The 24,239-nt window shown below is 64.6% G+C and carries 23 protein-coding genes; 12 read left to right on the forward strand and 11 right to left on the reverse strand.

The annotated features are described in order from the left end of the window. Window positions 1-413 precede the first annotated feature (413 nt). On the forward strand, window positions 414-1,541 hold the full coding sequence (locus OGL92_RS02345; RefSeq protein ID WP_263139833.1) for an aminotransferase class V-fold PLP-dependent enzyme: 1,128 nt from the start codon (window positions 414-416) through the stop codon (window positions 1,539-1,541). 151 nt (window positions 1,542-1,692) lie between these two features. Here the strand turns inward: OGL92_RS02345 and gcvA are convergent, their stop codons facing one another. After that, window positions 1,693-2,601: a transcriptional regulator GcvA gene (gcvA, locus tag OGL92_RS02350; RefSeq protein WP_263139834.1), complete on the reverse strand. Its 909-nt coding sequence runs from the start codon at window positions 2,599-2,601 to the stop codon at window positions 1,693-1,695. Window positions 2,602-2,718: 117 nt separating this feature from the next. Here gcvA and OGL92_RS02355 point away from each other — a divergent pair, with 117 nt between their 5' ends. The 5 genes from OGL92_RS02355 (at window position 2,719) to OGL92_RS02375 (ending at window position 6,932) form a co-directional block, all read left to right on the forward strand. Continuing rightward, window positions 2,719-3,426 carry an SDR family oxidoreductase gene (locus OGL92_RS02355; RefSeq protein WP_263139835.1) on the forward strand — a complete coding sequence of 236 codons (708 nt, stop codon included), beginning with the start codon at window positions 2,719-2,721 and terminating at the stop codon, window positions 3,424-3,426. Beyond that, on the forward strand, window positions 3,423-4,322 hold the full coding sequence (locus tag OGL92_RS02360) for a DMT family transporter (protein WP_263139837.1): 900 nt from the start codon (window positions 3,423-3,425) through the stop codon (window positions 4,320-4,322). The genes OGL92_RS02355 and OGL92_RS02360 overlap by 4 nt, the downstream gene beginning before the upstream one ends. A 200-nt stretch (window positions 4,323-4,522) precedes the next feature. After that, a complete protein-coding gene (locus OGL92_RS02365) occupies window positions 4,523-5,365 on the forward strand; it encodes an AraC family transcriptional regulator (RefSeq protein WP_263139840.1) in 843 nt (280 codons plus the stop codon). A gap of 131 nt (window positions 5,366-5,496) precedes the next feature. Then, window positions 5,497-6,096 carry a LysE family translocator gene (locus OGL92_RS02370; RefSeq protein ID WP_263139842.1) on the forward strand — a complete coding sequence of 200 codons (600 nt, stop codon included), beginning with the start codon at window positions 5,497-5,499 and terminating at the stop codon, window positions 6,094-6,096. Window positions 6,097-6,284: 188 nt separating this feature from the next. Beyond that, complete coding sequence (locus tag OGL92_RS02375) at window positions 6,285-6,932, forward strand: hypothetical protein (protein WP_263139844.1); 648 nt, start codon at window positions 6,285-6,287, stop codon at window positions 6,930-6,932. Window positions 6,933-7,239: 307 nt separating this feature from the next. Here the strand turns inward: OGL92_RS02375 and OGL92_RS02380 are convergent, their stop codons facing one another. The 5 genes from OGL92_RS02380 to OGL92_RS02400 all read right to left on the reverse strand — a co-directional run bounded on the left by OGL92_RS02380 (window position 7,240) and on the right by OGL92_RS02400 (window position 12,844). Then, window positions 7,240-7,686: a 2,4'-dihydroxyacetophenone dioxygenase family protein gene (locus OGL92_RS02380; protein WP_263140263.1), complete on the reverse strand. Its 447-nt coding sequence runs from the start codon at window positions 7,684-7,686 to the stop codon at window positions 7,240-7,242. Window positions 7,687-7,819: 133 nt separating this feature from the next. Further along, complete coding sequence (locus OGL92_RS02385) at window positions 7,820-8,611, reverse strand: SDR family NAD(P)-dependent oxidoreductase (RefSeq protein WP_263139845.1); 792 nt, start codon at window positions 8,609-8,611, stop codon at window positions 7,820-7,822. Then, a complete protein-coding gene (locus OGL92_RS02390) occupies window positions 8,608-9,576 on the reverse strand; it encodes an alcohol dehydrogenase catalytic domain-containing protein (protein WP_263139847.1) in 969 nt (322 codons plus the stop codon). The genes OGL92_RS02385 and OGL92_RS02390 overlap by 4 nt, the downstream gene beginning before the upstream one ends. A 90-nt stretch (window positions 9,577-9,666) precedes the next feature. After that, complete coding sequence (locus tag OGL92_RS02395) at window positions 9,667-11,034, reverse strand: MFS transporter (protein WP_263139856.1); 1,368 nt, start codon at window positions 11,032-11,034, stop codon at window positions 9,667-9,669. A gap of 604 nt (window positions 11,035-11,638) precedes the next feature. Further along, window positions 11,639-12,844, reverse strand: a complete 1,206-nt coding sequence (locus OGL92_RS02400; protein ID WP_263139857.1) for a CaiB/BaiF CoA-transferase family protein — start codon at window positions 12,842-12,844, stop codon at window positions 11,639-11,641. A 226-nt stretch (window positions 12,845-13,070) separates the two neighbouring features. Here OGL92_RS02400 and OGL92_RS02405 point away from each other — a divergent pair, with 226 nt between their 5' ends. Further along, window positions 13,071-13,976 (forward strand): LysR substrate-binding domain-containing protein, encoded by a 906-nt coding sequence (locus tag OGL92_RS02405; RefSeq protein ID WP_263139862.1) that lies wholly within the window; start codon window positions 13,071-13,073, stop codon window positions 13,974-13,976. A 385-nt stretch (window positions 13,977-14,361) separates the two neighbouring features. Continuing rightward, window positions 14,362-15,090: a helix-turn-helix transcriptional regulator gene (locus OGL92_RS02410; RefSeq protein ID WP_263139865.1), complete on the forward strand. Its 729-nt coding sequence runs from the start codon at window positions 14,362-14,364 to the stop codon at window positions 15,088-15,090. Between the two features lie 260 nt (window positions 15,091-15,350). Here OGL92_RS02410 and OGL92_RS02415 read toward each other — a convergent pair whose 3' ends face one another. From OGL92_RS02415 to OGL92_RS02435, 5 genes are all read right to left on the reverse strand, one after another. Next, complete coding sequence (locus OGL92_RS02415; RefSeq protein WP_263139868.1) at window positions 15,351-16,808, reverse strand: efflux transporter outer membrane subunit; 1,458 nt, start codon at window positions 16,806-16,808, stop codon at window positions 15,351-15,353. Window positions 16,809-16,837: 29 nt separating this feature from the next. Next, complete coding sequence (locus OGL92_RS02420; protein WP_263139871.1) at window positions 16,838-19,897, reverse strand: MexW/MexI family multidrug efflux RND transporter permease subunit; 3,060 nt, start codon at window positions 19,895-19,897, stop codon at window positions 16,838-16,840. Between the two features lie 18 nt (window positions 19,898-19,915). After that, window positions 19,916-20,995 carry an efflux RND transporter periplasmic adaptor subunit gene (locus OGL92_RS02425; RefSeq protein WP_263139872.1) on the reverse strand — a complete coding sequence of 360 codons (1,080 nt, stop codon included), beginning with the start codon at window positions 20,993-20,995 and terminating at the stop codon, window positions 19,916-19,918. A gap of 253 nt (window positions 20,996-21,248) precedes the next feature. After that, a complete protein-coding gene (locus tag OGL92_RS02430) occupies window positions 21,249-21,590 on the reverse strand; it encodes a helix-turn-helix transcriptional regulator (protein ID WP_263139874.1) in 342 nt (113 codons plus the stop codon). Window positions 21,591-21,641: 51 nt separating this feature from the next. Continuing rightward, window positions 21,642-22,556, reverse strand: coding sequence for an NAD(P)-dependent oxidoreductase (locus tag OGL92_RS02435; RefSeq protein ID WP_263139875.1), 915 nt, complete (start codon window positions 22,554-22,556; stop codon window positions 21,642-21,644). A gap of 758 nt (window positions 22,557-23,314) precedes the next feature. On the opposite strand from OGL92_RS02435, the gene OGL92_RS02440 reads away from it, so the two are divergent. The 4 genes from OGL92_RS02440 to OGL92_RS02455 are packed head-to-tail and all read left to right on the forward strand — an operon-like array spanning window position 23,315 to window position 24,102. Beyond that, the gene (locus OGL92_RS02440; RefSeq protein ID WP_263139876.1) at window positions 23,315-23,551 is read left to right on the forward strand and encodes an LLM class flavin-dependent oxidoreductase; all 237 of its coding nucleotides are present in this window, start codon (window positions 23,315-23,317) and stop codon (window positions 23,549-23,551) included. Continuing rightward, window positions 23,551-23,679 carry an LLM class flavin-dependent oxidoreductase gene (locus tag OGL92_RS02445; RefSeq protein WP_263139884.1) on the forward strand — a complete coding sequence of 43 codons (129 nt, stop codon included), beginning with the start codon at window positions 23,551-23,553 and terminating at the stop codon, window positions 23,677-23,679. Before OGL92_RS02440 ends, OGL92_RS02445 begins: the two co-directional genes overlap by 1 nt. A gap of 21 nt (window positions 23,680-23,700) precedes the next feature. Continuing rightward, complete coding sequence (locus tag OGL92_RS02450; protein ID WP_263139891.1) at window positions 23,701-23,844, forward strand: hypothetical protein; 144 nt, start codon at window positions 23,701-23,703, stop codon at window positions 23,842-23,844. A 42-nt stretch (window positions 23,845-23,886) separates the two neighbouring features. Continuing rightward, the gene (locus tag OGL92_RS02455) at window positions 23,887-24,102 is read left to right on the forward strand and encodes a hypothetical protein (protein WP_263139897.1); all 216 of its coding nucleotides are present in this window, start codon (window positions 23,887-23,889) and stop codon (window positions 24,100-24,102) included. Window positions 24,103-24,239: the final 137 nt, after the last annotated feature.

Consider the following 24,239-nt stretch of genomic DNA (forward strand, 5'->3'; position numbering starts at 1 on the left):
TCTGCTTCGGTCGTCTTTCGCCAAGCGGGTGTGGCCAGGTCATTGTTTTTTGGACGACTCTATCGGTCTAGACGAACCAAGCCCTACGAAATACATGGGTTAGCGAATGGACTTCGCCTGAGCGGGGTCGCAGCCCCTCATCGATTCGAAGCACGCCAGCCGCCGATGCGAGGGCATCGCCCATCCCGCTCACCGTCGAGCAACCTCCGGCTCAGCCATTTGCCGTTGCCCGCGTACCGCCCCTCCGCTGGAAAAGGAAATCCCGTCGATTGCCCGTCTCCCCCGAGGCTTTCATCGCGCGCCTGCTCCCAGCCGTCCAAGGCTGGGGCGGATGCCAGGGGCCGGACCGATTTGGTGGGCCGCCTGATTTCGGATAGCGTGGGCCACTCATAGGATGAGGAACCGGAGAAGCCATGCACCCGATCGCTGCCATTGCGTGCCAACGCGCCTCCTTCGATCTCCCCCGCGACGTCAGCTATCTGGACGCTGCCGCATGGGCTCCATTGCCCATCCAGGTGCGTCGGGCTGGCGAAACCGGACTTCTCACCAAGAGCCAGCCATGGGCCTACTCCCGCGATGTCGTGCCGGTCTGGGCCGAGCGCGCGCGTTCCGCGGCGGCCGGTCTGATCGGCGCGCAGGTCGACGACATGGCGATTCTCGGCTCGGTCAGCCAGGGCATGGCTACCGCGGCCCTCAATCTCGCGCCCGCGGCGGGCGGCCGGGTCTTGCGCATGGCGAACGAATTTCCCTCGCTGTGCCTGGCGTTCGACCGCTTGGCAGGCGCGCGCGGCCTGCTCGTAGAGGAAGTACCGCGCCCGGCGAACGGGGACTGGACCGCCGCGCTGCTCGCGGCCATCACGCGACCCGCCGCGGCGCCGTTGGCGGTCGCCACCCTGACGCCGTTGCATTGGACGGATGGCGCCTCGGTCGACCTCGAGCGGCTCGCACCGGCCATTCGCGCCACAGGAGCCGCGTTCGTCGTGGATGCCACCCAGGCGGTCGGTGCCCAGGCTGTCGACGTCGCCAGGCTGCAACCCGACTTCCTCGCGTTCCCCACCTACAAATGGACGCTCGGTCCCTACGGGATGGCGCTCCTCTACGTCGCGCCGCACCGCCAGGAGGGGCTGGCGCTGGAAGCCAACAGTGGGAACGGTCCTTCCGCCATCGGCGCCCGTCGCTATGACCGCGGCGAGCTGTACGATCCGGTCGCGCTGCCGATGGCCGCCACGGCCCTGGAGCTGGTCGCCGAGTGGGGCGTCCCGGCCATCGCCGCGCGCCTGGGCGCGCTGACCGACGCATTGGCCGAAGGCCTGCAGGCCTTGGGCTTCCAGGTGGCGCCCCGCGCCTCGCGGTCGGCGCAGATGATTGGCGGTCGCCTGCCCGGCGGCCTACCCCATGACCTGATCGACCGGCTGCGGGCCGAAAAGGTTTTTGCCAGCCTGCGCGGCGACGCCTTGCGCCTCAGCCCGCACGTCTGGGTGGACGAAGCCGACTGCGGCCGGGTGCTCGACGTGCTGGAGCGTCTCCTCCGGGACGATTAGCCCGTCGGCGGTCAGGATGTTCCTGTGAGGGCGTCCTGGCGGGATTGGATGGAAACCGCTCAGGCCGGGCAATCGCAGAGAGCGGACTTGCGTGCCGGGGAGCGCGCCGACACACGCCATTGCCGGCCGGGCCTTCGGGCTCGCCATGCCTTCAGCCGGGGCCACGATCGTCGAAACGGGACTGGGTCTCGAGCAGCCAGTTCATCACCTGCTCGACCGGACCCGAGCGTCTGTGCCGGGGCGTCACGACGTAGAAGTCCGAGTTCCCCCTCAAGGATTCGGCGTATACCCGTACCAAGCGACCCTCCTGCAGATCCTGCGTCAGGAAGAACCGGGTGGCCAGGGTGATTCCCTGCCCTGCTATGGCCGCCTCGATGGCATGGGAGGTCTGGCTGAAGCGCACGCCTTTGGTGGAGAACGACGAGGTACCGCCGAGGACGCGCTCGATGAATTCGGGCCAGAAATTGTGGGTGTCGTGCAGCAGGATGAAACGCTCGAGCGCCTCGACGCGCCGGGGTACGCCCAGCGTTTCCAGAAGGAGCGGACTGCAGACCGCGATGATCTCCTGCTCGAACAGCAGCTCGGCATGCAGGCCGGGACCGAAGGGAGGCTTTCCATACCGGACCGCGATGTCGACACCGTCGGCCTGGAAATTGGAAAGGCGCTCGGTCGCCAGGATGTGCAGGTCCAGGGAGGGATGCCGCGCCATGAAGTCGGGCAGGCGGGGGATCAGCCACTTCGATGCGAAGGTAGGCGTCACGCTGATGGTCATGCGCCGGGGCTCGGGGCGCAGGCGGCCGGTCGCCTCCGCGAGGATCTCGAAGGCCCTGGCGATATCGGCACAGTAGGCTCGCCCGCTGCCGGTCAGAGCCAGCGAACGCGGCAGTCGGTCGAACAACTTCAGGCCGAGATCGAGCTCGAGCCCACGGACCTGTTGGGCCACCGCGCCCTGGGTCACACCGAGCTCTTCCGCCGCCAGGCGGAAATTGAGATGGCGAGCGGCGGCCTCGAAGGCTCGAAGGGCATTGAGGGAAGGCAGGCGTCTCTTCGGCGAAGTCATACAGTAGTTTTTCTACATCAAAACGAGTTTGAAACTGGTTCGAAGCCGGATCCCGCAGATGTTACATATGAGTGCCTATCGAGGATACCGGCATTTCCGGAAGCTTAGGGAGGCACTATGACTGTAGAAAAAGTGGCGATTATCACGGCGGGCGGCAGTGGCATGGGAGCGGCCGCGGCACGGCAGCTCGCCGCCGATGGCCATCGGGTGGCGATCCTGTCGTCGTCCGGCAAGGGCGAGGCCCTGGCCGAGGAACTGGGAGGACTGGGGGTGACCGGCTCCAACCAGTCCAATGGGGACCTGCGGCGCCTCGTCGACAGCACCCTGGAAAGATGGGGCCGCATCGACGTGCTGGTGAACAGCGCCGGGCACGGCCCGCGTGGGCCCATCCTCGAGTTGACCGATGAGCAGTGGCACACGGGCCTCGATGTCTACCTGATGAACGTGATACGCACCACCCGCCTGGTGACGCCGATCATGCAGAAGCAGAAGTCCGGGGCGATCATCAACGTCTCCAGTGCCTGGACATTCGAACCCACGGCGATGTTTCCCACTTCCGCGGTGTTCAGGGCAGGCCTGGCCGCCTTCACGAAAATATTCGCGGATACCTATGCCGCCGAGAATATCCGCATCAACAACGTCCAGCCCGGCTGGATAGACAGCTTGCCGGCCACCGAAGAAAGGCGCCGGGACATTCCCATGCGGCGCTACGGCAAGAGCGAGGAGATCGCCGCGACCATCGCCTTCCTCGCCTCCGACGGCGCCGCCTACATCACCGGGCAGAACATCCGCGTCGATGGCGGCCTGACCCGGTCCATCGGATGAAGAGGACTGCCTATGCGGCCTTTCTGCTGCTCGGGGTGATCTGGGGCAGCAATTTCATTTTCGTGAAATGGGCCGTCAGCTCGATTACCCCGGGGCAAATCGTTTTATGGCGGGTCATCTTCGGTTTCCTGCCCGTGTTCGGGTATGCGCTCGCCACCCGGGCGCTACGGCTAGCGCATTTGCGATACAGCCATCACTTCCTGGCGATGGCCTTGCTTGCGACGGCGATCTATTACCTCGCCTTCGCGCAGGGTACGGCCCTGCTCCTCTCCAGCGTCGCGGGCATGTTGAGCGGCGCGATCCCGTTGTTCACCTTCGCCTGCGCCTGGCTGCTTCTGCGCGAAGAGCCCCTCAGCCGCCGCTCGGCCCTGGGCGTCGCCCTGGGTTTCCTCGGTGTGCTGCTGATCGCGAGGCCCTGGAGCGGCGCGGACCAAGTGAACCTGGACGGCGCGCTTTACATGGCCGCGGGCTCGCTGAGCGTGGGTTGTTCCTTCGTGTATGCGCGCAAGTTCATCAGTCCGCTGCAATTGCCCGCGGCGGCCCTGACCACCTACCAGATGGGTTTCGCCACCCTGGCGTTGCTGCTGGTGACTGAATTCGAGGGCATGGCGGCGGTGTTCTCCGACACCCGCGCGTGGATCGGATTGGTCTTCGGGCTCGGCTTGCTGGGCACCGGGCTCGCCTACATCATCTATTACTTCATCGTGGCGAAACTCGGCGCGGTCGCTGCGTCCAGCGTCACCTACATACCTCCACTGGTTGCCATGGCCATCGGTGTGCTGGGCGTGGGTGAACGGCTTGACGGGCGGGATCTGCTCGCCATGGCCCTGATCCTGGCCGGCGTGGCGATCTTGCAACGCGCCCGGCCAAGGAGGCCCCAGGCGGCGCCGGAATGAGCGGCGCCGGGATGACGCGGCCAGCGGGTCCGATCGCGCCACCGGGCGGCGCAGGCCGCCGGGAGCCGCCCTCCTCCCGCTGCCCTCGCCCTGGGTTGCGGGCCCGTCACCGGATCGCCTGCACGAATATTCCAGAAATCCACGGCGCCTTGGGCGAGACTCTATGCTTTGCCGGTATCGCCGAACCGCCTGGAACCGCCATGGGTACGTCTAATTGGGTCGATCTGAATAGAGATGCCGAAACCGGCATCGAGCTGGTCCGCGCGCACTTCGAGGGCCATGCCTACGACCCGCACTTTCACGAAAGCTACCTGATCGGCTTCACCGAGCAGGGTATCCAGCAGTTCCACTGCCGCAACGTGCTCCACAGCAGCCGTCCGGGCCAGGTGTTCCTGCTGGAGCCCGGGGAAATCCACGACGGTCACGCGCCGGACCGGGACGGCTTCACCTACTCGATGCTCTATCTGGATCCGCAGTGGATCGAGCGCGAGCTCCGGACGCTGTTCGAGGACGCACCGAGCGACTGCCAGCCGACCTTCACCCAGACGCTGGGAGACGAGCCCGCGCTGAGGGACGTCATCGCCGAGGCGTTTCGAGCCTTGCAGTCCCGGGAACTGCGCATCGTCCGCCAGGCCACGCTGGACGCGCTGCTGGGCAGCCTGTCGCGGCACCTGCGCTGGAAACCGAGGCACGACGCCTTCGACCCGCGCCACCCCGTGGTCGCCTTTCGCGCGCGCGACTACCTGCACGCGCACATGGACCAGGACCTCGGCCTGGATGACCTGGCGCGGGCCTGCGGCGTGGATCGTTTTCGTCTGTCGCGGGCGTTCAAGGCGGCCTTCGGTCTGGCGCCGCACGCCTATCTGGTGCAGCTACGGCTGGCCAAGGCGCGCCGCCTGCTGGCGTCCGGGCATGCGCCCAGCCTCGTCGCCATGGCCCTGGGGTTCGCCGATCAGAGCCACATGGGCCGCTGGTTCCGGCGTGCCTATGGGCTGACACCCGCCCACTACCGCAAACGCTGCTCGAACCTTCCAGACGCCTGAACGGGCGGTGGCGACAATCGATCACCCGAAATCGTTTGGAGCCTGCCCATGCCCCCCATCCCGATGCTTCCGCACCTTCATGAACCGCGCCGGCAAACGCCGAGGGCGCGGGATGCCGCGAGGGCGCCACGATGAAGCAGCTGTTGCCGTTCGCCTTGTTCGCCTTCGTCGCCTCCATAACCCCCGGCCCCACCAACATCCTGATACTGAGCAATAGCGCACGCTTCGGGCTGGCCGCGACCTTGCCGCTCGTTTTCAGCGCCTGCGGCGCGGCCGCGCTCATCGTGTTGCTGGTGGGCCTCGGAGCCGGCGAGTGGCTGCTGGGACATCCTCAATTGCAGCAAGCGATGGCCTGGCTCGGGCTGGCTTGGCTGATGTACCTGGCTTGGCAGATCGCCAACAGCCCGGCCGACCCCATCGAGGCGGATACCGATGCCAAGCGCCTCGGACCGGCCGGCGCGGCCGGTTTGCAACTGGTCAATCCGAAAACCTGGATGATGGCCTTCGCCGTGGTGAGCCTGTTCGCAGGCGCCGGTTCGACTTCGATTGGCTACGGGACCTACGCCCTGGTATTCCTGCTGATCTCCATCCCCTGCCTGAGCGCCTGGGCGCTATTGGGCCGAGGCGCCGCCAGGTTCCTGCGGGCAGGGTCGCGCATGAAGGCGTTCAATGTCGCCATGGCCCTGCTGCTCGTCCTCTCCGCCGTCATGGGCGTATGGAAAGCCGACTAGCGCCTTGGGCCATCCACGGCCTCGTCCGCGCGCGCTGTGCGCCCCTGAGCTTCGTTCTGCAGGGCTTCGATCTCCACCTCCTGCATCGCAGGCTTGGAGCGATACCTCGACGGCGCCCGCGCGCCTCGACTAAATTGCTCCCGATCACCCAACGACCCTGGGATGCAGACAGGTCCAGGAGGACCCGCATGAGCCGTGTGCAAACGGAAGAAAGCCACCGAATCAAATGGGCGACCCTGTCCCATCGCGATGGCCAATACGAAGTCGTCACTCCCGCCGGCGTGCAGCCAGGCGGTTTGCTATCGGTCCAGGAGGATTGGTCGTTCTTTCTCGAGGGCCGTCTTTCGTTCGAGTTTTCCACTCCGGATTATTTCTCCGACGCCGACATCGGCCACCTCACGATCGGTATCGGCAGCATCACGGACCCCGAATCCGGCAAGCCGTCCCTGCAAGGAAAAGGCATCGTCATCGGCAACTTGACGGAATATGGATGCAACGGCAGTTGCACCCAGACCGATCATCCGAACACCGTGGCCATCGAGAGTTACTGGGCGACGGGCAATTGTGTCCATGGCCAGGACACCCAGTACCCGCTCGAACTGCAAAACGACGTCGGGTATCGAGTCGAGATTGGCGTATCCCCTGTCAGCGAGACCATCCGATACACCCTGTGGACCAAGACCCGCCAGCGCAAATGGAAAAAGCTGTATACCGCCCATATCCATGACCCGTTCTTCGCCAACTCGGGGAATCGCGCAGGCTGGTGGATCGGCGAGGTATTTTCCGTGCATGCATGGTCGGTCAAGTTCCGCACTATCGACTGGAGCTTCGTCTGAAGCGCGGCGATGAATACGCCCATTGCGCGTTCATCGTTGCCGACGGCGACTGCGGCCTTCGCGGTTCCTGCCCGGTTGCCGCTGCCGGGCTGCGTTCCGCGGGGAAGACCGGCGAGCGGCCATTTCGTCGAATCCGTGCATGAAAGGCAGCAACGGTGCCAGCGTGCTTCGGGATCGGCTGCGCACCCGACACTCCGGATGCGCAGCCGTCGGGTCGTCACATCGGACGGCGGGCGGAATCCCGACCGTCGTCCGTTGCGTATCAGAAGCGGAACGCTGCTGCCCGATGCCTCAGCGACTTCCCATGTCATCTCACGAACCGATTGACGTAGTCCGCACCGAGCCCGATGCGCTCGTAATGTGCCCGGCAGCTTTCGATCTTGGTGAACACATCTTCGTAGCCGATCGCGCTGCCCTGGTCGTCGAGATACACGTAGCCGCCGGTCGCATGGAAGAGCGTGATCATTTCCTTCACGTCCTCCGGCACGAAGAGCGTATGGATCTCGCCCGGCGGTTCGAAGGCATAGCCGCCCGCCTCCGCCACCCAGTCGTGCTCGAGGTAATACCAACGGCCCTTCAAGGGAAACGCGTGCACCGGCCCCGTGTGGTGGTGCACCGAAAGCACGCCGGAACGCCTTACCCGCAACAGGTTGATGAAATATCCCTGGGTCGCATGCAGCATGATGGGCTTGAAGCTGACACCTTCGGACTGCGGCACCCACAGATGGTCGTCGTCCTCCATTCCGCTGATCATGTTGGGCAGCACGAGCCCGTCCGCGATGTGGTAGTGGCGTGGATGGGCGAACGCGGCGGGCTCGGGCAAGCCATTGTTTCGGTTAATCACTGGATCTCTCATGGGGTAAGTACCTTTCTTTTTATGTGATGCGTCATGTCATCAGCCATCCACCCGCGACATCGATGACCTGGCCGGTGACGAAACCTGCTTCTTCGCGTGAAGCGAGGTAGAGGCACAGCGCGGCGACTTCGCGCGTCGTGCCGAGCCGCTTCAACGGTGTCTGGGCGACGTACAGCGCGTTCGCTTCGGCGCCCGCAACCGCGACCATTTCCGTATCGATACGCCCCGGCGCGATCGCGTTGACGGTGATGCCGAACGGTCCCAGCTCACCTGCCAGCTGTCGCGTGAGGCCGATCACCGCGGCCTTGGTCGCCGCGTAATGCAACGCGCAGACATCCAGGTAGGCCTTGCCCGCGACGGATGACATCGACACGATGCGGCCGAAGCGTCGGCGCTTCATCCCGGGAACCGCGAGCTTCGAGAAGTAGAAGAGGCTGTTCAGGTTCACATCGACCACGCGACGCCACTCGTCGATGCTGATTTCATCGACGGGCAAGCCGCGGCCGTGGGTTTTGGGCGATATACCCGCGTTGTTCACCAGCGTATTGATCGACCCAACCAGCGATTCGGCGCGCACGAACGCGGCTTCGCAGGATTCGAAGTCCGCTATGTCGGCCGGAACGAAATGCACGCGGGCGTACTCCTTGCGCATAGCGTCTTCGGCGGCGCGCCCGAGCGTTTCGTCGCGGTCTACGTAGACGACGTGGGCGCCGCCCTCGAGGAAGGCCCGCACCATGGCCAGCCCTATTCCCCTGGCGCCGCCGGTGACCAGAACGCTGCGGTCGGCGAACGGCATCGGCATTCCGACCTCGAGTTCGCTCACAGCACGACCACCATTTTTTCCACCTTCTGGGGATGCTCGATCGAGTAGTCCATCATCGCGGGCAGCGTATCGAGCCCGTTGGAAACCGAGATGATCTGCTCGACCTTGCCAACGTTACGCCTCAGCAAGGCAACCGCGTCGGCGAAGAGGTTCGAGCTGTTGCGTGAGCCGATGATGTCGATCTCCTTCGCCACCACGGTGCTGATGGGTATCGGCAGGTCCTTGCCGGACATCCCGATCAGCACGTAGCGCCCGGCCGCCCGCAACACCTCGATACCCAGCTTGATGGCGGGCTCCACCGCGACCGCGTCGATGACCGCGGTCACGCCTCCTTCGGAGTACTCGCGGATGACGCGCGGATCGTCCCGCTCGGGGTTGAACACTTGGTCGGCGCCGAGCGCCGTGGCTTTTTCCAGGCGCGACGGCATGACGTCGGAGACGATGACCCGCGCGCCGAGGTCTTTGCAGGCGAGCAGCGTGGCCAACCCGATGGGCCCCGCCCCCAGGACCAGGACGATGTCTTCAGCTTGGATGCGCCCGCGCCTCACGGCCTGGACCGCGATGGACAGCGGCTCGGCGAAGGTCGCCACGGCGGCCTCCAGGCCATCGCTCGCGTGCATGAGGTACTCGGGCACCACCACCCGCTCTTGGAAGGCACCGGGTCGGTGGACGCCGAAAATGGCCAGGCTCTCGCAGCAGTTGTAGCGACCCTGCCGACAGGCATAGCAAGTGCCGCAGCGGAGCAGCGGCTCGATCACCACCTGGCTTCCTTCGGGGAGCTTGACTTGGCAATCGGGGCCGTAGCGCAGAATCCTTCCGCAGAACTCGTGCCCTTGGACCATCGGCAACCGGGCGTAGGGATGATGGCCGAGGTAGATGTGGTGGTCGGATCCACAGATGCCCACCGCACTCACTTGCAGCAGAACCTGCCCGGGTCCGACTTCCGGCTCTTCGATCTCGGTCAAGGTCAATTGCCGGGGCTTTTCGGTCACATAAGCTTTCATGCGTCTGCCTCTTGTTGTTATGGCCTGATGATGCGCGGATGGCGCGTGATGTCAGCCGAGCGATTCAGCGTTCGCTGCAAGAACGGGATTGGGGCGAAACGTGTAATAGAGCCCTTTCACGCAGATCGCCGAAGCCGCCAGGCCCGCGGGCACGGCGAGGGCCAGAAAGATTCCCTCTGGTTGCCAGCCCCGCGACAGCAGGATGCCGCCCATCGACGCGCCAACCACCCCGCCGAAGCGCCCGACTCCCAGCACCCAGCTCACGCCGGTGGCACGGTATTGGGTGCGATAGAACTGGGTCGCGAGAATCACCGTCTGCACTTGGCAGCCCATGGCGAAACCCGCAAGGAAAACCAGCATTTCCTGGACGGATACGTCATTCAAGGGATGGAAAGCGATGGCGATCATGCAAAGCGCGGAGGCGGCATAGGACAACGAGATCACGATGTAGCCGCTCATCCGATCCATCAGCCAGCCCATGACGATATTGCCCAGCGTACTGCCCGTGAGAAACAGCCCGGTTACGATTGCAGCCTGCGTCACGGGCACGCCCGCCTCTATCATCATGGTGGGGAGCCAGCCGGTCACCGTATAGACGATGATGAGTCCCATGAAATACGTCAGCCACAACATGAGGGTGCCGAGCGCATTGTTATTCGAAAACAATGCGAAAACCGGCGAGGATGTTTTGTATTGCGGATTCACACTTTCGGGCAGTATGAAGTTCGCGTTGGTGAAATCGACCGTCGAGGAAATCTTTCTGAGGATTCGGGCAATGTGCTCCGCGGGCGCATTACGACACACCAGAAAGCGAACGGACTCCGGCAGGACCCAAATCAAAAAGACCGCGCATATCAATGGCAGCACACCGCCGATGACCAGCAAGCTTCGCCATCCAAACGCCGGGACAACGCTGGAGGCGACGAAACCGGCCGATGCCGAACCGATGGAAAGTCCACAGAACATCAATGTCGACAGGATCGACCGGCGCCGATGCGGGACATACTCGCTCATCAGCGTGACCGCGTTCGGCAATGCCGCGCCGAGTCCCAGCCCGGTCACGAAACGGAAGAAGGTCAGCGCGCCAAGCGACCAGGCCACCGCGCTGGCCAATGTCATCAAGCCGAAAAGCAGAGTCGAAATCACGATCACTTTTTTGCGACCGAATACATCGGCGAGTGGGCCGGCCGTCAATGCGCCGAATGCCAGCCCCAGCAAAGCGGCGCTCATCACGGGCGCGAGCGCGGCTTTCGACACCTGCCATTCCGCGATCAGCGACGGTGCGATATAGCCCATCGCGGCCGTATCCAGCCCGTCGATGAAAACGACCAAAAAGCAGAGAACGAGAATCTTCCATTGAAAGGCTGAAAAACGGTTGCTGTCGAGAAAGTTCTCGACGTCGATTGTTTTTGTGTTCACCGACGGCCTCCTTATAATTCTTGAATGGCGTGAGCGGTTTTACTTGTTGTTCTACAACTATCTTTCAGATCCCCAGCAAACCTGGTTATCCGAAAACGAAGGTATGTTCCTTGTAGTCAACCCATGAACTTCGAACGCGTTTCAGACGAACGCCTACATGCAGCAACTTGTAAAAGACGATTCCTCCATTCTGGTTCATGGACTGATCATGGAATCCCTCCAATACCCTGAGAAGCAAAACTTCCTAAACACCCCATTCCGCAACGATTAACACGGGAGATGTTCGGGCTTGGCAGCGATAAGCGTCGGCGATAAGCCGACACCGGGCCCGCCGCACGTCCGGAATAACGCATGCCCTTGCTTGCCTTTTCGACGGCCGTCCCCGCGAACGCCGTTGGGGCCGATTTGCAGTTAGAACCGATGAAGGGAGAGGCCCTTCGCCCCTCATCCGAGCGATCGCGCGGCTTCGCTGGAGGTCGTCTCCGGCGGGCATTCTCGACATCCACGATGAACGCATCCGCCCTTTCTGCGCTCGGCCTGGCAGGCCTGTCGGGGCGGCTATCGAATACGAACGATGCGCTGCGTGCGGCCCCCTTCCGCTTCATCAGAGGACTCCTGCCAGTCGAAGCCTTTCGATATCCGAATGTGGGTAGCCAAGCTCCCGCAGGATCGACTCGGTGTGCTGGCCGACGCTGGGAATGGCATCCATGCGCGGCTCGAACGCATCGTTAGCCCCCGGCGGCAGCAATGCCCGGATCGAGCCGGCGGCGCTCTGTACCTCGGTCCAGCGGCGACGCGCCTCCAACTGGGGATGCCTCCAGACGTCATGCATGTCATTGACCCGCGCGTTGGCGATGGGCGCGCCGTCGAGGCGCTCGATCACTTCGCGCGTGGTGAGGCGGGCAAATGCCTCGACGATGATCGTGCGCAGCGCCTCGCGGTTGTCGGAACGGTTGGCATTGGAGATGAAGCGCTCATCGACCAGTAGCGAGGGTTGCGAAATCACTTTCTCGCAGAACAGCGCCCACTCGCGTTCGTTCTGCAAGCCGAGCATCACGGTCCCCCCGTCACCCACCGGAAAGGGTCCATAGGGATAGATGGTCGAATGCGCGGCACCGGCCCGGGCCGGCGGCTTGGCCTCGTCGTAGGCGTAGTACAGCGGATAGCCCATCCATTCGACCAGGCTCTCCAGCATGCTCACGTCGATGCGGCTGCCCAGGCCGGTCTTGGTCCTGAGCAGCAGCGCGGACAGCACGCTCGTGTAGGCATACATGCCGGCCGCGATATCGGCAATCGAGCAACCGGCCTTGGCCAGTTCGTCCGTGCCGGGACCGCCGGTGACCGAGAGGAATCCGCCTTCGCTCTGGATCAGCAGGTCGTAGGCTTTCTTCTGCTCGTAAGGGCCGCCTTCGCCATAGCCGGAAATGTCGCAGACGATCAGCCGCGGAAACCGGGCGTGGAGCTGTTCGAAGGACAACCCCATGCGCGCCGCCGCACCCGGCGCGAGGTTCTGGACCAGCACGTCGGCCTTTTCCAGAAGCTGCTGGAGAATGAATTCCGCCCCGTCCTTCTTCAGGTCCAGCGCCAGGCTTTCCTTGGAACGATTGGTCCAGACGAAATGAGAAGACAGGCCCCTCGTGCGCGTGTCGTAGGCCCGGGCGAAGTCTCCACTACCCGGACGCTCGATCTTGATGACCCGGGCCCCCAGGTCCGCCAACTGGCGAGTGCAGAATGGCGCAGCGATAGCATGTTCCAGGCTGACGACAGTCAGACCATCCAGGGGCCTGGGATGATTTGCCTCAGATGCCATCTTCAGAGCTCCGGTGACGGTGAGAAGAGGATGTCAGCCGCCGGATGCGCACGATGATTCTCGGCCGCCCATGGCGGGCCTCGATGTCATGGAACGGCATGCCCGTCGCCTGAAATCTCGTTGTTGTCGGGCAATCATGCGAGAGGGTCTGGTGTTTTGAGAATTTGCGTTTACTAAATGGAGCGTTCTGAATAATTTAACGCCACGACGCACAAGAGCCCCCGCCATGCACCTGGATCTCACCGACCTGCGCCTGTTCATCCATATCGCCGAAGCGCCCAGCCTGACCCAGGGTGCCAAGCGCGCCTTCATGTCCGCCGCCGCAGCCAGCGTGCGGATCAAGGCCATGGAATCCCAGCTCAACACCCTTCTGCTCTACCGGGACAGCCGGGGTGTCGAGCTCACCGACGCTGGCCAGCGGTTGCTCAAGCACGCCAGGCTGATCATGCGCCAGGTCGGTTATCTGAAGACCGAGTTCGACGACTACGGCGCCGATGCCTCCGGGCATATCCGCATTTTCGCCAATACCACCGCGGTCACCGAATTCCTGCCGGAAATCCTGGCGGGCTTTCTGGCCAGGAGTCCAGGCGTCACCGTCGATCTGCAGGAACGCATGTCGCGGGATATCGTCCGCGGCGTACTCGAAGGCTCGACGGACCTGGGCGTTATCGCCGGTCCGGTCACCGCCACCGGGCTGCAGGTGATCCACTTCAGCACAGACAAGCTGGTTCTGGTGGTACCCAAGGGTCATCCCCTCGACAGTTCCGCGCCCACCCGGCTGGTCGAGGCGCTCGAATACCAGCACGTCGGCCTCCACGCGGGCAGCACCCTGCAGGAGTTCATGACCGAACAGGCGGAACGACTCGGCCGGCACCTGACCTGGCGCATACAGGTGGCGAGCTTCGAGTCGATCTGCCGCATGGTCGAGGCCGGCGTAGGCATCGGCGTGATTCCGGAATCGGCCGCACTGCGGCACATCAAGACCATGGACCTGTCGATCGTCCCCTTGGACGAGCCCTGGTCGGTCCGCGAGCGAAGCATCCTGGTACGCGAGCTCCAGGCGTTACCAGGCTGCATCCGGGCCTTGGTCAGCCTGATAACCGCTGGGAACGCCGCCCCGTCGACTCCGTAGGACGCCGGACCTGGCCAGCCTCCCCTACGCCGATGCCCCAGTTCGAACGGCAGCTGTGCCATGTCGTTTGCCAAACCCGTCGCTGCGGCCCTCCCCCACTTTGCTTCGCGCGTCCGGTCCTTGACCGCAAGGCCGATGTCGGACGTGCGACCGCAAAAGTCCGCGGGCCAGGCGCAGTTGGTCGCGGCTTTTTCTCGCTCGATGACGAAAGCGCGTGCAAGGCTCTAGGCGAAAAGTCACCGAGCCCAAGTCGGTTTCGGACAGCGCGTGGCGCCGTGGATTACCGATGTTCAATGCAAATATGGCCCATTCAGGGTGCTGAAACGGTCATTTGCGATATACTTCATTGTCTCCACTTGAATTCAGCAGCCTTAATGTTATCCGAATGAATAGAAACGAACGCATCGCACGCGCCATCCAGCTCAGTGGCAAGCCCAAAGTCGAGATCGCCAGGCTTTGCGAGGTGGCACCGTCCGCCGTTACCCAATGGGTCACCGGCGAGAGCAAGACCCTGAAAGCCGAAAGCGTGTTCGCCCTGGCGAAAGCCACAGGCTTCAGGGCCGAATGGCTGACGTTCGGGACGGGGCCCGAGAGATCCACTGAGACCGGGCATGAGCACGCCCAAGGGGAACTGATCGGACTGGTTTCAGCCTGGGATGCGGACACTCCCCTGGAAGACGATGAAGTCGAGCTCCCCTATTACGCGGAGGTCGAGCTCGCTGCCGGGGACGGGATGAACGAGGTGGTCGAGATCGCCGATAGAAAGCTGCGTTTTTCCAGGCAGACATTGAAAGCGGCCGGTGTCGAGCCGGAGTGCGCCGCAGTCGCCCGGGTCAAGGGAAGGTCGATGGAGCGCCTCATACTCGATGGCGCGGCCATAGGCTTCGATACCAGTTTCACCCGCGTCGTCGATGGCGAAATCTACGCCTTCAACCAAGACGGCCTGCTGCGGGTCAAGTACCTGTACGCGCTGTCTGGTAACGCCGTGCGGATTCGCAGCGAGAACCATGAAGAGTATCCCGACGAATTCCTCACGGCCGACCAATTCAGGGCCGTCAACATGCTTGGGCGGGTGTTCTGGTGGTCGACCGTACGCCGCGCACCGCGCCGCTAGCCGATAAGCCGTCACACCCGGACGCGCCGTGTGCGAGCTTTTCGTTTCACGCCAGGCCTCGGGGCCACTGTGGTATCGCGCTTTCCACCTACCGCGCAAACAGCGCCAGGCGGTTGCCAAGGCCCGGCAGTGCCTCGAGCGCACTGTGTTCGCAATGGTCGAAACCCACGTTCGGCGACGGCCTTGCGCCGCGTGGGCCGGAAGATCGGTTCCCGGTGCAGGTCCCTCCGCACGATCCAGGCCGTGCAGAGGGACATCCGTCATCGCACTCGGGCGCTGCCGTCCTGCGGGACATCCTCCTGAAAACCGCCCCCTAACGCACCGATCAGCACGATGGACTGATCGACCCGCTGCCCCTCCAGTTCCACCAGTTGGCGGTCGGCCTGCAATAGCTGCTGCTGGATGTTCAAGGTGAACAGGTAGCTGGCATCGCCGGACTCGTAACGGTGCATGGCGATGTCGAAGGCGGTCTGCGCCATGTCCCGCGCCTGTTGCTGGGTGCGCGTCTGCATCGCCAGGGCTTGCAGCCGGGTGACGGACAGGCCCACTTCGTGCAACGCATCCAGCAGCGTCTGGTTGTAGCGGGCGATCATCGCGTCGTAATCGGCGTTGCCGGCCTTGAGGGTCGAGCGCAGGCGGTCGGCGTCGAAGATCGGCAGCGAGACGGCCGGGGCGAGGCCCCAGAAGCGGCTGGCCGATCCGAGCAAATTGTCTCCGCTCAGGGCGTTCACGCCGGCGGACGCGACCAGATCGACGTTGGGATAGAAACGGGTCTTGATCGCCACGATGTCGTGGCTGGCGGCCTCGACCCGCCAGCGCGCGGCGATGATGTCGGGACGCCGCCCCAGCAGTTCCGCCGGCACCTGCGAAGGCAGGGCCAGCGGCCGCGCCGCCAAGGAGGCGGGCCGCTCGATGTCCAGGGCGCGGTCGACATCCTTGCCGAGCAGCGCGGCCAGTTGCAGCGCAGCGACCTTGACCTCCATGCCGGCGCCTTCCTGCGCGGACCGGGCGCTGGCGTGCAGGCCACGCGCGGAACTCAGCAGGGACAGGTCGGACTGGCCCAGCCGGTGGGCTTGTTCGGTCAGCTCCAGCAGTTTGGCGGTACGCTGCTCGTCGCGCCCGGCCAGGTCGGCGACCCGCCATGCCTGCGCTAGCCGGTTGTAGGCTCGCACGACGTTCACCGTCAGCGCCAGGCGCGCGGCGTGGTAGTCCACTTCGGCGGCGTGGGCTTCGCTGACGGCGGCGGACCAGGCGGCACGCCGGCCGCCCCAGAGGTCCGGTTCCCAGGCCAGGTCGAAGGACAGCGAACGCAGGGTGGCGTAGTTCTGCCCCTGTCCGCTGTCGTTCTGGCTGCGCGACTGGCGGGCACGGCTGACGCCGCCTTGAGCGTCGATTCTCGGGTAGCGGTCGGCATTCGCGCCCTGCACCTGGGCATTGGCCTTGGCGACGCGCGCGCTCACTTCCTGCAGGCCTGGGCTGTTGGCCAACGCTTCCTCGACCAGGGCGGTGACGGCGGGATCGCCCAGCGCGTTCCACCATGGGCCGTCCGGCCATGCGGCGGGCGACAACTCGACGTCCCGAAGGGCGCGCGCGGCCTGGAGGCTGTCGGCGGACGCCAGCCGCCCCTGCGGGGTGATACCCGAATAATTGACGCAGCCGGCCAGCAGCAGCGGCACCAGCAAGGCGGGCAGCCGCGACCTGGAAAGTCGATGCGACATGGTTGCTCCTGTCGATGGATGGGGATGAGTCATGCCAGTGCCTCCCGCGCGACGGGTTGCGCCGCCCTATGCCGGGAACCGATCAGCACGTAGATCGTCGGCAGGATGAACAGCGTGAAAAGCGTACCGATCAGCATGCCGACGACGATGACCAGGCCGAGGCCGAAGCGGCTGTTGGCACCCGCGCCACTGGCGAACAGCAGCGGCGCCAGGCCGACCACCATGGCGGCCGTAGTCATCAGGATCGGCCGCAGGCGAACCTGCGCCGCGTGCTGGATGGCTTCGAGCCGGCCGAGCCCTTCGTGCAGCTGCATCTTGTTGGCGAACTCGACCATCAGGATGCCGTGCTTGCTGATCAAGCCGATCAGCGTGATCAGCCCGATCTGGGTATAGATGTTCAGCGAGGCATAGCCCAGCGCCAGCGGCAGCAGCGCGCCGCAGATCGACAGCGGGACGCTGATGAGGATGATCAGCGGGTCCACCAGGCTCTCGTACTGCACCGCGAGCACCAGATAGATGGCGATCAGGGCCATGGCGAAGGTGAACACCAGCGCGCCGCCTTCCTGCACGTACTGCCGGGCATCGGACTGCCAGTCGTAGGTGAATCCGGCCGGGAAGTCCGCCGCCCGTTCGTGGAGAAAGGCGACGGCATCGCCGACCGAGACGCCCGGCGCGGGGATGGCCTGGAAGGTGGCCGAGTTCTGCTGGTTGAACTGGGTCAGCGCGTTGGGCTCCACCTTGACGCTCAGGCTGGCCAGGGTCGAGAGCGGGATCGGCGTGCCGTGCCGGTCCTTGACGAAGTAGCGCTTGAGCGCGTCCGGCGTCAGCCGGTCGGCGGGCAGCGACTGCGGGATCACGTCGTAGGCGCGTCCGTAATAGGAGAAGCGGTTGACGTAGCCTTCGCCGATCAGGCTGTTCAGGCTGGCCCCGATGTCCTGCATGCGGATGCCCATGCTGTTGGCCTTGGCACGATCCACCCTGACTTCGACCACCGGATTGTTGAAGTCCAGGTCGCTGTCCACCACCGCGAACAGGCCGCTTTCCTGCGCCTGCTGCTTCAAAGAGGCCATGACTTCATAGACCGCCAGGTGGTTCTGGTCGCTGCGGATCACCATCTGTACCGGCAGGCCGCCGGTGGAACCGGGCAGCGGCGGCAACTGGAAGACGAAGATACGGGTGCCTTCCACTTCGTTGACGCGCTGCTGCAGGTCGGGCTGGATCGCATCGGCGCTGCGCTCGCGCTTGTCCCAGTCGAGCAGGTTGACGCCGCCGACACTGTTGGCCAGCCCGTCGGAGCCGTTGGCGATCCAACTGCTGTAGCCCTCGGAGATGGAGTCGAGCTGTTCGTGCAGCTTGGCCGCATAGGTTTCCAGGTAGGCGAGGTTGGCGTGCTGGGGTGCCTTGATCGCGGTGAACAGGATGTTCTGGTCTTCCGGCGACGCCAGTTCGCTTTGCGCGGCCCGGTACAACCAGGGCAGCGATATGACCACGGCCAGTGCCAGCGCCAGGCTGATCCAGCGGCGGTGCAGGGAATGGCCGAGCAGGTTCGCGTAGCGTCCCGACAGGCGCTGGAAGAAACGCTCCGCCTTGACCGCCATGTAGCCTTCGTTGCTCTTGGCCTCGAGCAGCCGGGTGCTCATGATCGGCGACAGGGTCAGCGCGACGATGCCGGAGATCACCACCGCGCCGGCCAGGGTCAGCGCGAACTCCTTGAACAAGGCGCCGGTCAGCCCGCCCATCAAGCCGATGGGCGCATAGACCGCGGCCAGGGTCAGGGTCATCGCCACCACCGGGCCGGCCACCTCGCGGGCGCCGAGCAGCGCGGCCTCGAAAGGCGACTTGCCTTCCTCGATGTGCCGATGCACGTTCTCCACCACCACGATGGCGTCGTCCACCACCAGCCCGATCGCCAGCACCATGGCCAGCAGCGTCAGCAGGTTCAGGCTGAAGCCGAACGCCTGCATGAGCATGGCCGCGCCGAGCATCGACAGCGGAATGGTCACCAGCGGGATCAGCACGGTACGCAACGTGCCCAAGCACAGGTAGATCACGGCGATGACGATGATCACCGCCTCGATCAGGGTGCGCGCCACTTCGTCGATGGAGGACTGGATGAACTTCGCCACCTCGAAGGGGATTTCCACCTTTACGTCCGGCGGCAGCGTCGCCTCGATGGCGGGAATCAACTGGCGCACCCGCTTGACGATGGTCAGCGGGTTGCCGCCCGGCGCCGCATCCAGCCCGACGAACAAGGCCGGCACACCGCTCATCGAACCGCTGGTCTCGGTGGCGGCGGCATTGAGTTCCACCGTGCCCACGTCGCGCACGCGGATGATCCGCCCGCCCTGGTTGGATAGCACCATGTCGCGGAAGTCATCGACGTTGCCCAAGTCGGTGTTGACCTTCAGGTTGCTGATGACGTACTGGCCTTTGATCTGGCCGGGCGCGGCCTGGAAGTTGTTGGCACGGATGGCGTCGGCCACGTCGGCGCCGGTCAGGCCATAGCCGGCCAGGCGCGCGGGATCCAACCACAGGCGCATGGACAGCTTCTGCTCGCCCATGACGCTGATCTTGGCCACCCCTTCGATGCCTGCCAGCATGGGCTGGACCACGCGCGAGATGTAGTCGCTCATGTCCGGCACGGACTGGCTGCGACTGGAAAAGGCGATGTAGGCCACGCTGGTGAACGCCCCCGAGGTGCGCTCGATCACCGGGTCGTAGGCACCTTCCGGCAACCTGTACTTAATCTGGTTGACCTTGGCCATGACTTCGGTCAGCGCGGCAATGGAGTCGCTGTTGAGCTGCATGCGCACCGTCACCAGGCTCTTGCCCTGGGTCGAGCTGGACGACAGGTAGTCGATGCCCTCCACCGAGGCGACCGCCTGGCTGATCGGCTGGGTGACGAAACCCTGCATGAGTTCCGCCGATGCGCCCGGATACAGGGTCGTGACGGTGACGGTGGAGGTTTCCAGCGCGGGATACTGCTGGATGGGGAGCGAGAAGAAGGCGCGTGCGCCCAGTAGCAGGATGATGGTGCTGACCACCAGTGCCAGTACCGGCCTGCGCAAGAAGATGTCGGTGACATGCATGTCGTCGGCCCTCGCCCGTCAAATGCCGAGGGCGCTGGCGACAGGGCGTACCGCCATGCCGTCGCGCAGCCGCAACTGGCCCGAAACCACCACCTGCTGGCCTTCGCTCAGCCCCTCGAGGACCTGGGCCTGGCCGTCGCGGTGTTCGCCGATGCGCAGGTTGATCCGCTTGACCGTCAGCGCCTCGTTTTCCCCTGCACGGGCGACGAAGGCGAATTCGCCATAGGCGCTGTAGGCGACGGCGGTTTCCGGGATCAGCAAGGCTTCGCGGGCCGGCAATGCGACCTGCACGCGCGCATACATGCCGGGCCTGAGCTTGCGGTCGGGGTCGTCCAGGATCGCCTGGACGGAAATGGTGTGGGTGTTCTCGATCCTCGGATCGATCGCGCTGATGCGGCCGCTGAAAGCGACGCCGGGCCAGGCATCCACTTGCACGCTGACCCCCTGGTCCTGGCGAATGCTGCCACCCTCCTGTTCGGCCACGGTGAAGTTGACCCGCAACTGGCTCAGGTCGGTCAGGCTGGTGATGGGCGCGCCGGGATCCAGATGCTGCCCCAGATCGACCTGCCGCAGCCCCAGGGTGCCGTCGAAAGGGGCCTTGATGTACTTCTGCGCGATGACGGCGCGCAGATGCTCCAGCGCCGCGCGGGCCGTGTCGTGCTGGACCTGTGCGTCCTCGAAGACTTGCCGGCTGGTGCCGCCCGTGGCGAGCAATTCGCGCTGGCGTTGCAGGCGCGCGCTGGCGGCCGTGAATTCGGCCTGCAACTGGGTGAGCTGGGCCTGTTCCGGCCCGTCGTTGAGCCGTGCCAGCACCTGTCCGGCACGGACGCTCTGGCCGGAATCGAACGACAGATGGATGACGTTGCCCGCGACCTCGGGCGAGATCAGCACTTGCCGTCCCGCCTCGATCTGGCCGATGGCGTCCAGCTGCGGCACGACCGATACGCGCTGGACCCGGGCCAGCGCGACGCTGGTGGCGCTGGAGGGCGGCGTGCCGGGTGCGGACTGCGCGGGTTTCAGCCATGACCACAACAGCACGGTCGTCAGGACGGCGGGAACAGTGAGCCGTGAGGCCACTTTCAAAGAACGCGATTGCATGAGGACTCCAAAGTCATAGAGAAGAAATCGCATGCCGTATCCGCAGGGCGGATTCGGCTCGGTTCACCCCGTGCATGGCGGCAAGCACGGGTATTTTAATTATTACAGTACGCAAACATACGTACATTTAAGGCAAAAAAATCCCTTGAGGACGGCTATTCCCGGCGACCACGAACGACTCGCGGTCAGCGGGGAGGCATGGCCATGTCCGGCGGCGAACACGGCAACGCGGCCGTGCGTATCACTTCACGGGTTAGAGCAGATGCTGGGCCGTGGTCTGGTCAGTCACCGGATCGTTTTCCAGGGCGCCGAGCAGCGAATCCAGCAGGCCCGGGAAGCGCCGGTCCAGATCCTCGCGGCGCAGCGACAGCAGGTTCTCGCGCCCATAGGGCCGTTGCCAGATCACGCCGCTGTCGCGCAGCACGCGCCAATGATGGGTCATGGTCGATTTGGACTGGCCTTGCAACAGCGAACCGCAGGCGCGTTCGCCCCCAGAGGCCAATGCCCGGACCACCGCAAGGCGCAGCGGATTGCCCAAGGCGGTGAGTACGTTTTCCAAGCGAATCTGTTCACAGTCGGGATGATTCGGAATCATGAAAAGTCCTGTCGTTGCATGCCGCAGCCTGCCTGCGGCACGGGATCAGCGTCACTTTGCCAGCGTGGCCGGATTTGGCCCAGCAGAACGGAAGGGGCGCCCGGCTCGACGCGCGCTCACCTCCGACAAGGCCGCCCAATCGAAATCGCCCTGTCCATGCGCCACGCCGTCGAGCAGGTTGTCCTTGAGCACGCTGGCGAACGGCAATGGCACCCGCGCCGCCTCGCCGGCCTCCAGGGCCAGGCGCACGTCCTTCAGGCCCAGCGCCAGCTTGAATCCGGCCGGCTCGAAGCGGCCTTCGGCCATCAGCCGGCCATAGCCCTGATAGACGGGAACCGCGAACAGCGTCGAAGTCACCAGGTCGATGAAGTCGGCCGGCGCGATGCCATGGCCGGAGGCCAGCGTCGTCGCCTCGGCGGTGGCCTCGATGGCCGCGGCGATCATCAGGTTGACCGCCAGCTTAGCCGCGCTGGCCTGCGCCGGGTCGTCGCCCAATCGCCAGGTGCGTTGGCCGAGCACGTCCAGCAGCGGCTGCACAGGGTCGAGGTCTTCGGGCCTGCCCGCCGCCAGGATATTGAGTTTTCCGGCCGCCGCCACGTCCGCGCGCCCCAGCACCGGCGCGGCGATGTAGCCCACCTGACGCGCCGCGTGCAGTTCGGACAGCCGCCGCGTCAGCGCCACCGACACGGTGGCCATGTTGAGATGGATCGCGCCGGGACGCAGCGCGTCGAGCACCCCTGCGGCGATGAACACGTCCTCCACGGCCGCATCGTCGGCCAGCATGGAAATCACAACGTCGGCCTGCGCCGCGTCCGCCGGATCGCCGACGACGTGCGCGCCCAATTCGAACGCCGGGCGGCTCGAGGCCGCACTGCGACTCCATACGCAAAGCGTGTGGCCGGCGCGTATCAGGTTGCTGGCCATGGGCAGGCCCATGGTGCCCAGCCCGATGAATCCTATTTTCATGTGTGATCTCCCGTCGTCAGTCATGAGCCGCGTTGCCGTGCATGTCAGTGGTTGCCGATCGGAGGAAAACGTCCTGCCGCTCTGGCCTTGCGATGGTCGGCCCGACCCCCTCGCGCGTCAGCGTCGAAGCACCGGGCACGTCCGGCGGGTAACCGCCGCGTTCGTCACTTCGATCAGGCGCCCATCGGCTTTGGCCTCCAGTAATCCTGATCAGCCTGCTCCCACGCCAAGGTGAAGGGAACATAAGGGTAGCCCGCACAGCCTCCGGCGCAGATCGATCCCAGCTCCCGCAAGTATTCCTGCGGTGCGCGTCAGGCCAGTCCCCTTCGGCCCGGTCGGCATCGGCATGAGCCGTCATCGCCAGTGGGTTGACGGCCAATGTGATGGCGATGGCTATGGCGAGCACCTTGGTCATGGGCATTCCTTCGGTCTTTTCGATGCCAAAACATCTCGCCAGCCTTCCTGGCCACCAGGCACTCGGAGCGAGTCGGCATCACCGCCTTAATTGTACATAAATATACGTACAATCGAACAGTACCTATTGTGGAATTCCCGGATATGGCGCTTCCACGCCGCCGCGACGGGTCGAAAGGCCACGTTTTCCGCCTTCCTTCCTACCGGCCCGGCCGGGCAGCCGCACGCCCTCCCTGGCCCACCTCGAAAGGACCTTCCATGCAATTCGGCATCTATTCCGTGGGCGACGTGACTCGTGACCCACCAACGGCACCACGCCCAGCGAAGCCGAGCCTATCCAGACGGTGATCCAGATCGCCCGCAAGGCCGAGGAAATCGGCATGGACGTGTTCACCACCGGAGAGCACCACAATCCGCCCTTCATCACGCCCGCGCCACCGGTCACGCTGGCCTACATCGCCGCGCAGACCCAGCGCATCATCCTGTCCACCGCCACCACGCTGATCACCACCCACAACCCGGTGCGCCTGGCCGAGGAACACGCGCGGCTGCAACATCTGACGGGCGGGTGCGTGGACTGATGCTCGGGCGTGGCAACAGTTCGCCGGCATATCCCTGGTTCGGCAAGCGCATCGGCGAGCCCGTACCGTTGGCACTGGAGAACTACAACTTGCTGCACCGCTTCTGGCGCGCGGAAGCCGTCGACTGACAAGGCCAGCACCGTACGGCATTGCAAGGCTTCACATCGACCCCGCGCCCGCTCGATGGCGTGCCGCCGTTCGTCTGGCAGGCCTCCATCCGCACGCCGGAGTTCGCCGAACAGGCCGCCTTGCAAGCAGTGGCCCACGCGAGTGGTGAGGCGGACGCGCGCTGAGCGCCACCGTGTCCGCCCGGTACGCCGCTGACGACCCCAGCAATGCAACAATGCGAGCAGCGTTTCCAGCGCAATCGACTCGGCGATCAGGCGGTTGCCTTCGTCGTCGGGATGCAGGTGGTCGCCGGCGTCGAGATCGGCACGCAGACGCTACGCGTCGTCCGGGTCGCGCAGCAGCACGTCGAGGTCGATGACGGCGGCGAATTCCTTGGCATTCGGCATCAGGCATTGACCTGTTGCCGCACAGCCTTTTTCTAGGGCGTGAAAAAATCTCGAACGGCGAATCCGCAAACGCACCCTTGAATGTCGTCAGCGTAACGCCCCACCAGCGGCACGCCACGCCCACTGGCGTGAGCCACCAACTCCATTGAGTTGATATCGATTTTGCATCACTC

The organism is Pseudomonas sp. RIT-PI-AD, assembly GCF_025642785.1.
Taxonomy (GTDB): domain Bacteria; phylum Pseudomonadota; class Gammaproteobacteria; order Pseudomonadales; family Pseudomonadaceae; genus Pseudomonas_T.

What these genes read in the sequence shown, in the direction of transcription:
- OGL92_RS02445 (WP_263139884.1), top strand. Translation starts at nt 23,551, where the DNA reads ATGCTCGGGCGTGGCAACAGTTCGCCGGCATATCCCTGGTTCGGCAAG.
- OGL92_RS02435 (WP_263139875.1), bottom strand. Translation starts at nt 22,556, where the DNA reads ATGAAAATAGGATTCATCGGGCTGGGCACCATGGGCCTGCCCATGGCC.
- OGL92_RS02370 (WP_263139842.1), top strand. Translation starts at nt 5,497, where the DNA reads ATGAAGCAGCTGTTGCCGTTCGCCTTGTTCGCCTTCGTCGCCTCCATA.
- OGL92_RS02400 (WP_263139857.1), bottom strand. Translation starts at nt 12,844, where the DNA reads ATGGCATCTGAGGCAAATCATCCCAGGCCCCTGGATGGTCTGACTGTC.
- OGL92_RS02360 (WP_263139837.1), top strand. Translation starts at nt 3,423, where the DNA reads ATGAAGAGGACTGCCTATGCGGCCTTTCTGCTGCTCGGGGTGATCTGG.
- OGL92_RS02345 (WP_263139833.1), top strand. Translation starts at nt 414, where the DNA reads ATGCACCCGATCGCTGCCATTGCGTGCCAACGCGCCTCCTTCGATCTC.
- OGL92_RS02355 (WP_263139835.1), top strand. Translation starts at nt 2,719, where the DNA reads ATGACTGTAGAAAAAGTGGCGATTATCACGGCGGGCGGCAGTGGCATG.
- OGL92_RS02430 (WP_263139874.1), bottom strand. Translation starts at nt 21,590, where the DNA reads ATGATTCCGAATCATCCCGACTGTGAACAGATTCGCTTGGAAAACGTA.
- OGL92_RS02425 (WP_263139872.1), bottom strand. Translation starts at nt 20,995, where the DNA reads ATGCAATCGCGTTCTTTGAAAGTGGCCTCACGGCTCACTGTTCCCGCC.
- OGL92_RS02365 (WP_263139840.1), top strand. Translation starts at nt 4,523, where the DNA reads ATGGGTACGTCTAATTGGGTCGATCTGAATAGAGATGCCGAAACCGGC.
- OGL92_RS02455 (WP_263139897.1), top strand. Translation starts at nt 23,887, where the DNA reads ATGCAACAATGCGAGCAGCGTTTCCAGCGCAATCGACTCGGCGATCAG.
- OGL92_RS02380 (WP_263140263.1), bottom strand. Translation starts at nt 7,686, where the DNA reads ATGATCAGCGGAATGGAGGACGACGACCATCTGTGGGTGCCGCAGTCC.
- OGL92_RS02420 (WP_263139871.1), bottom strand. Translation starts at nt 19,897, where the DNA reads ATGCATGTCACCGACATCTTCTTGCGCAGGCCGGTACTGGCACTGGTG.
- OGL92_RS02405 (WP_263139862.1), top strand. Translation starts at nt 13,071, where the DNA reads ATGCACCTGGATCTCACCGACCTGCGCCTGTTCATCCATATCGCCGAA.
- OGL92_RS02375 (WP_263139844.1), top strand. Translation starts at nt 6,285, where the DNA reads ATGAGCCGTGTGCAAACGGAAGAAAGCCACCGAATCAAATGGGCGACC.
- gcvA (WP_263139834.1), bottom strand. Translation starts at nt 2,601, where the DNA reads ATGACTTCGCCGAAGAGACGCCTGCCTTCCCTCAATGCCCTTCGAGCC.
- OGL92_RS02415 (WP_263139868.1), bottom strand. Translation starts at nt 16,808, where the DNA reads ATGTCGCATCGACTTTCCAGGTCGCGGCTGCCCGCCTTGCTGGTGCCG.
- OGL92_RS02410 (WP_263139865.1), top strand. Translation starts at nt 14,362, where the DNA reads ATGAATAGAAACGAACGCATCGCACGCGCCATCCAGCTCAGTGGCAAG.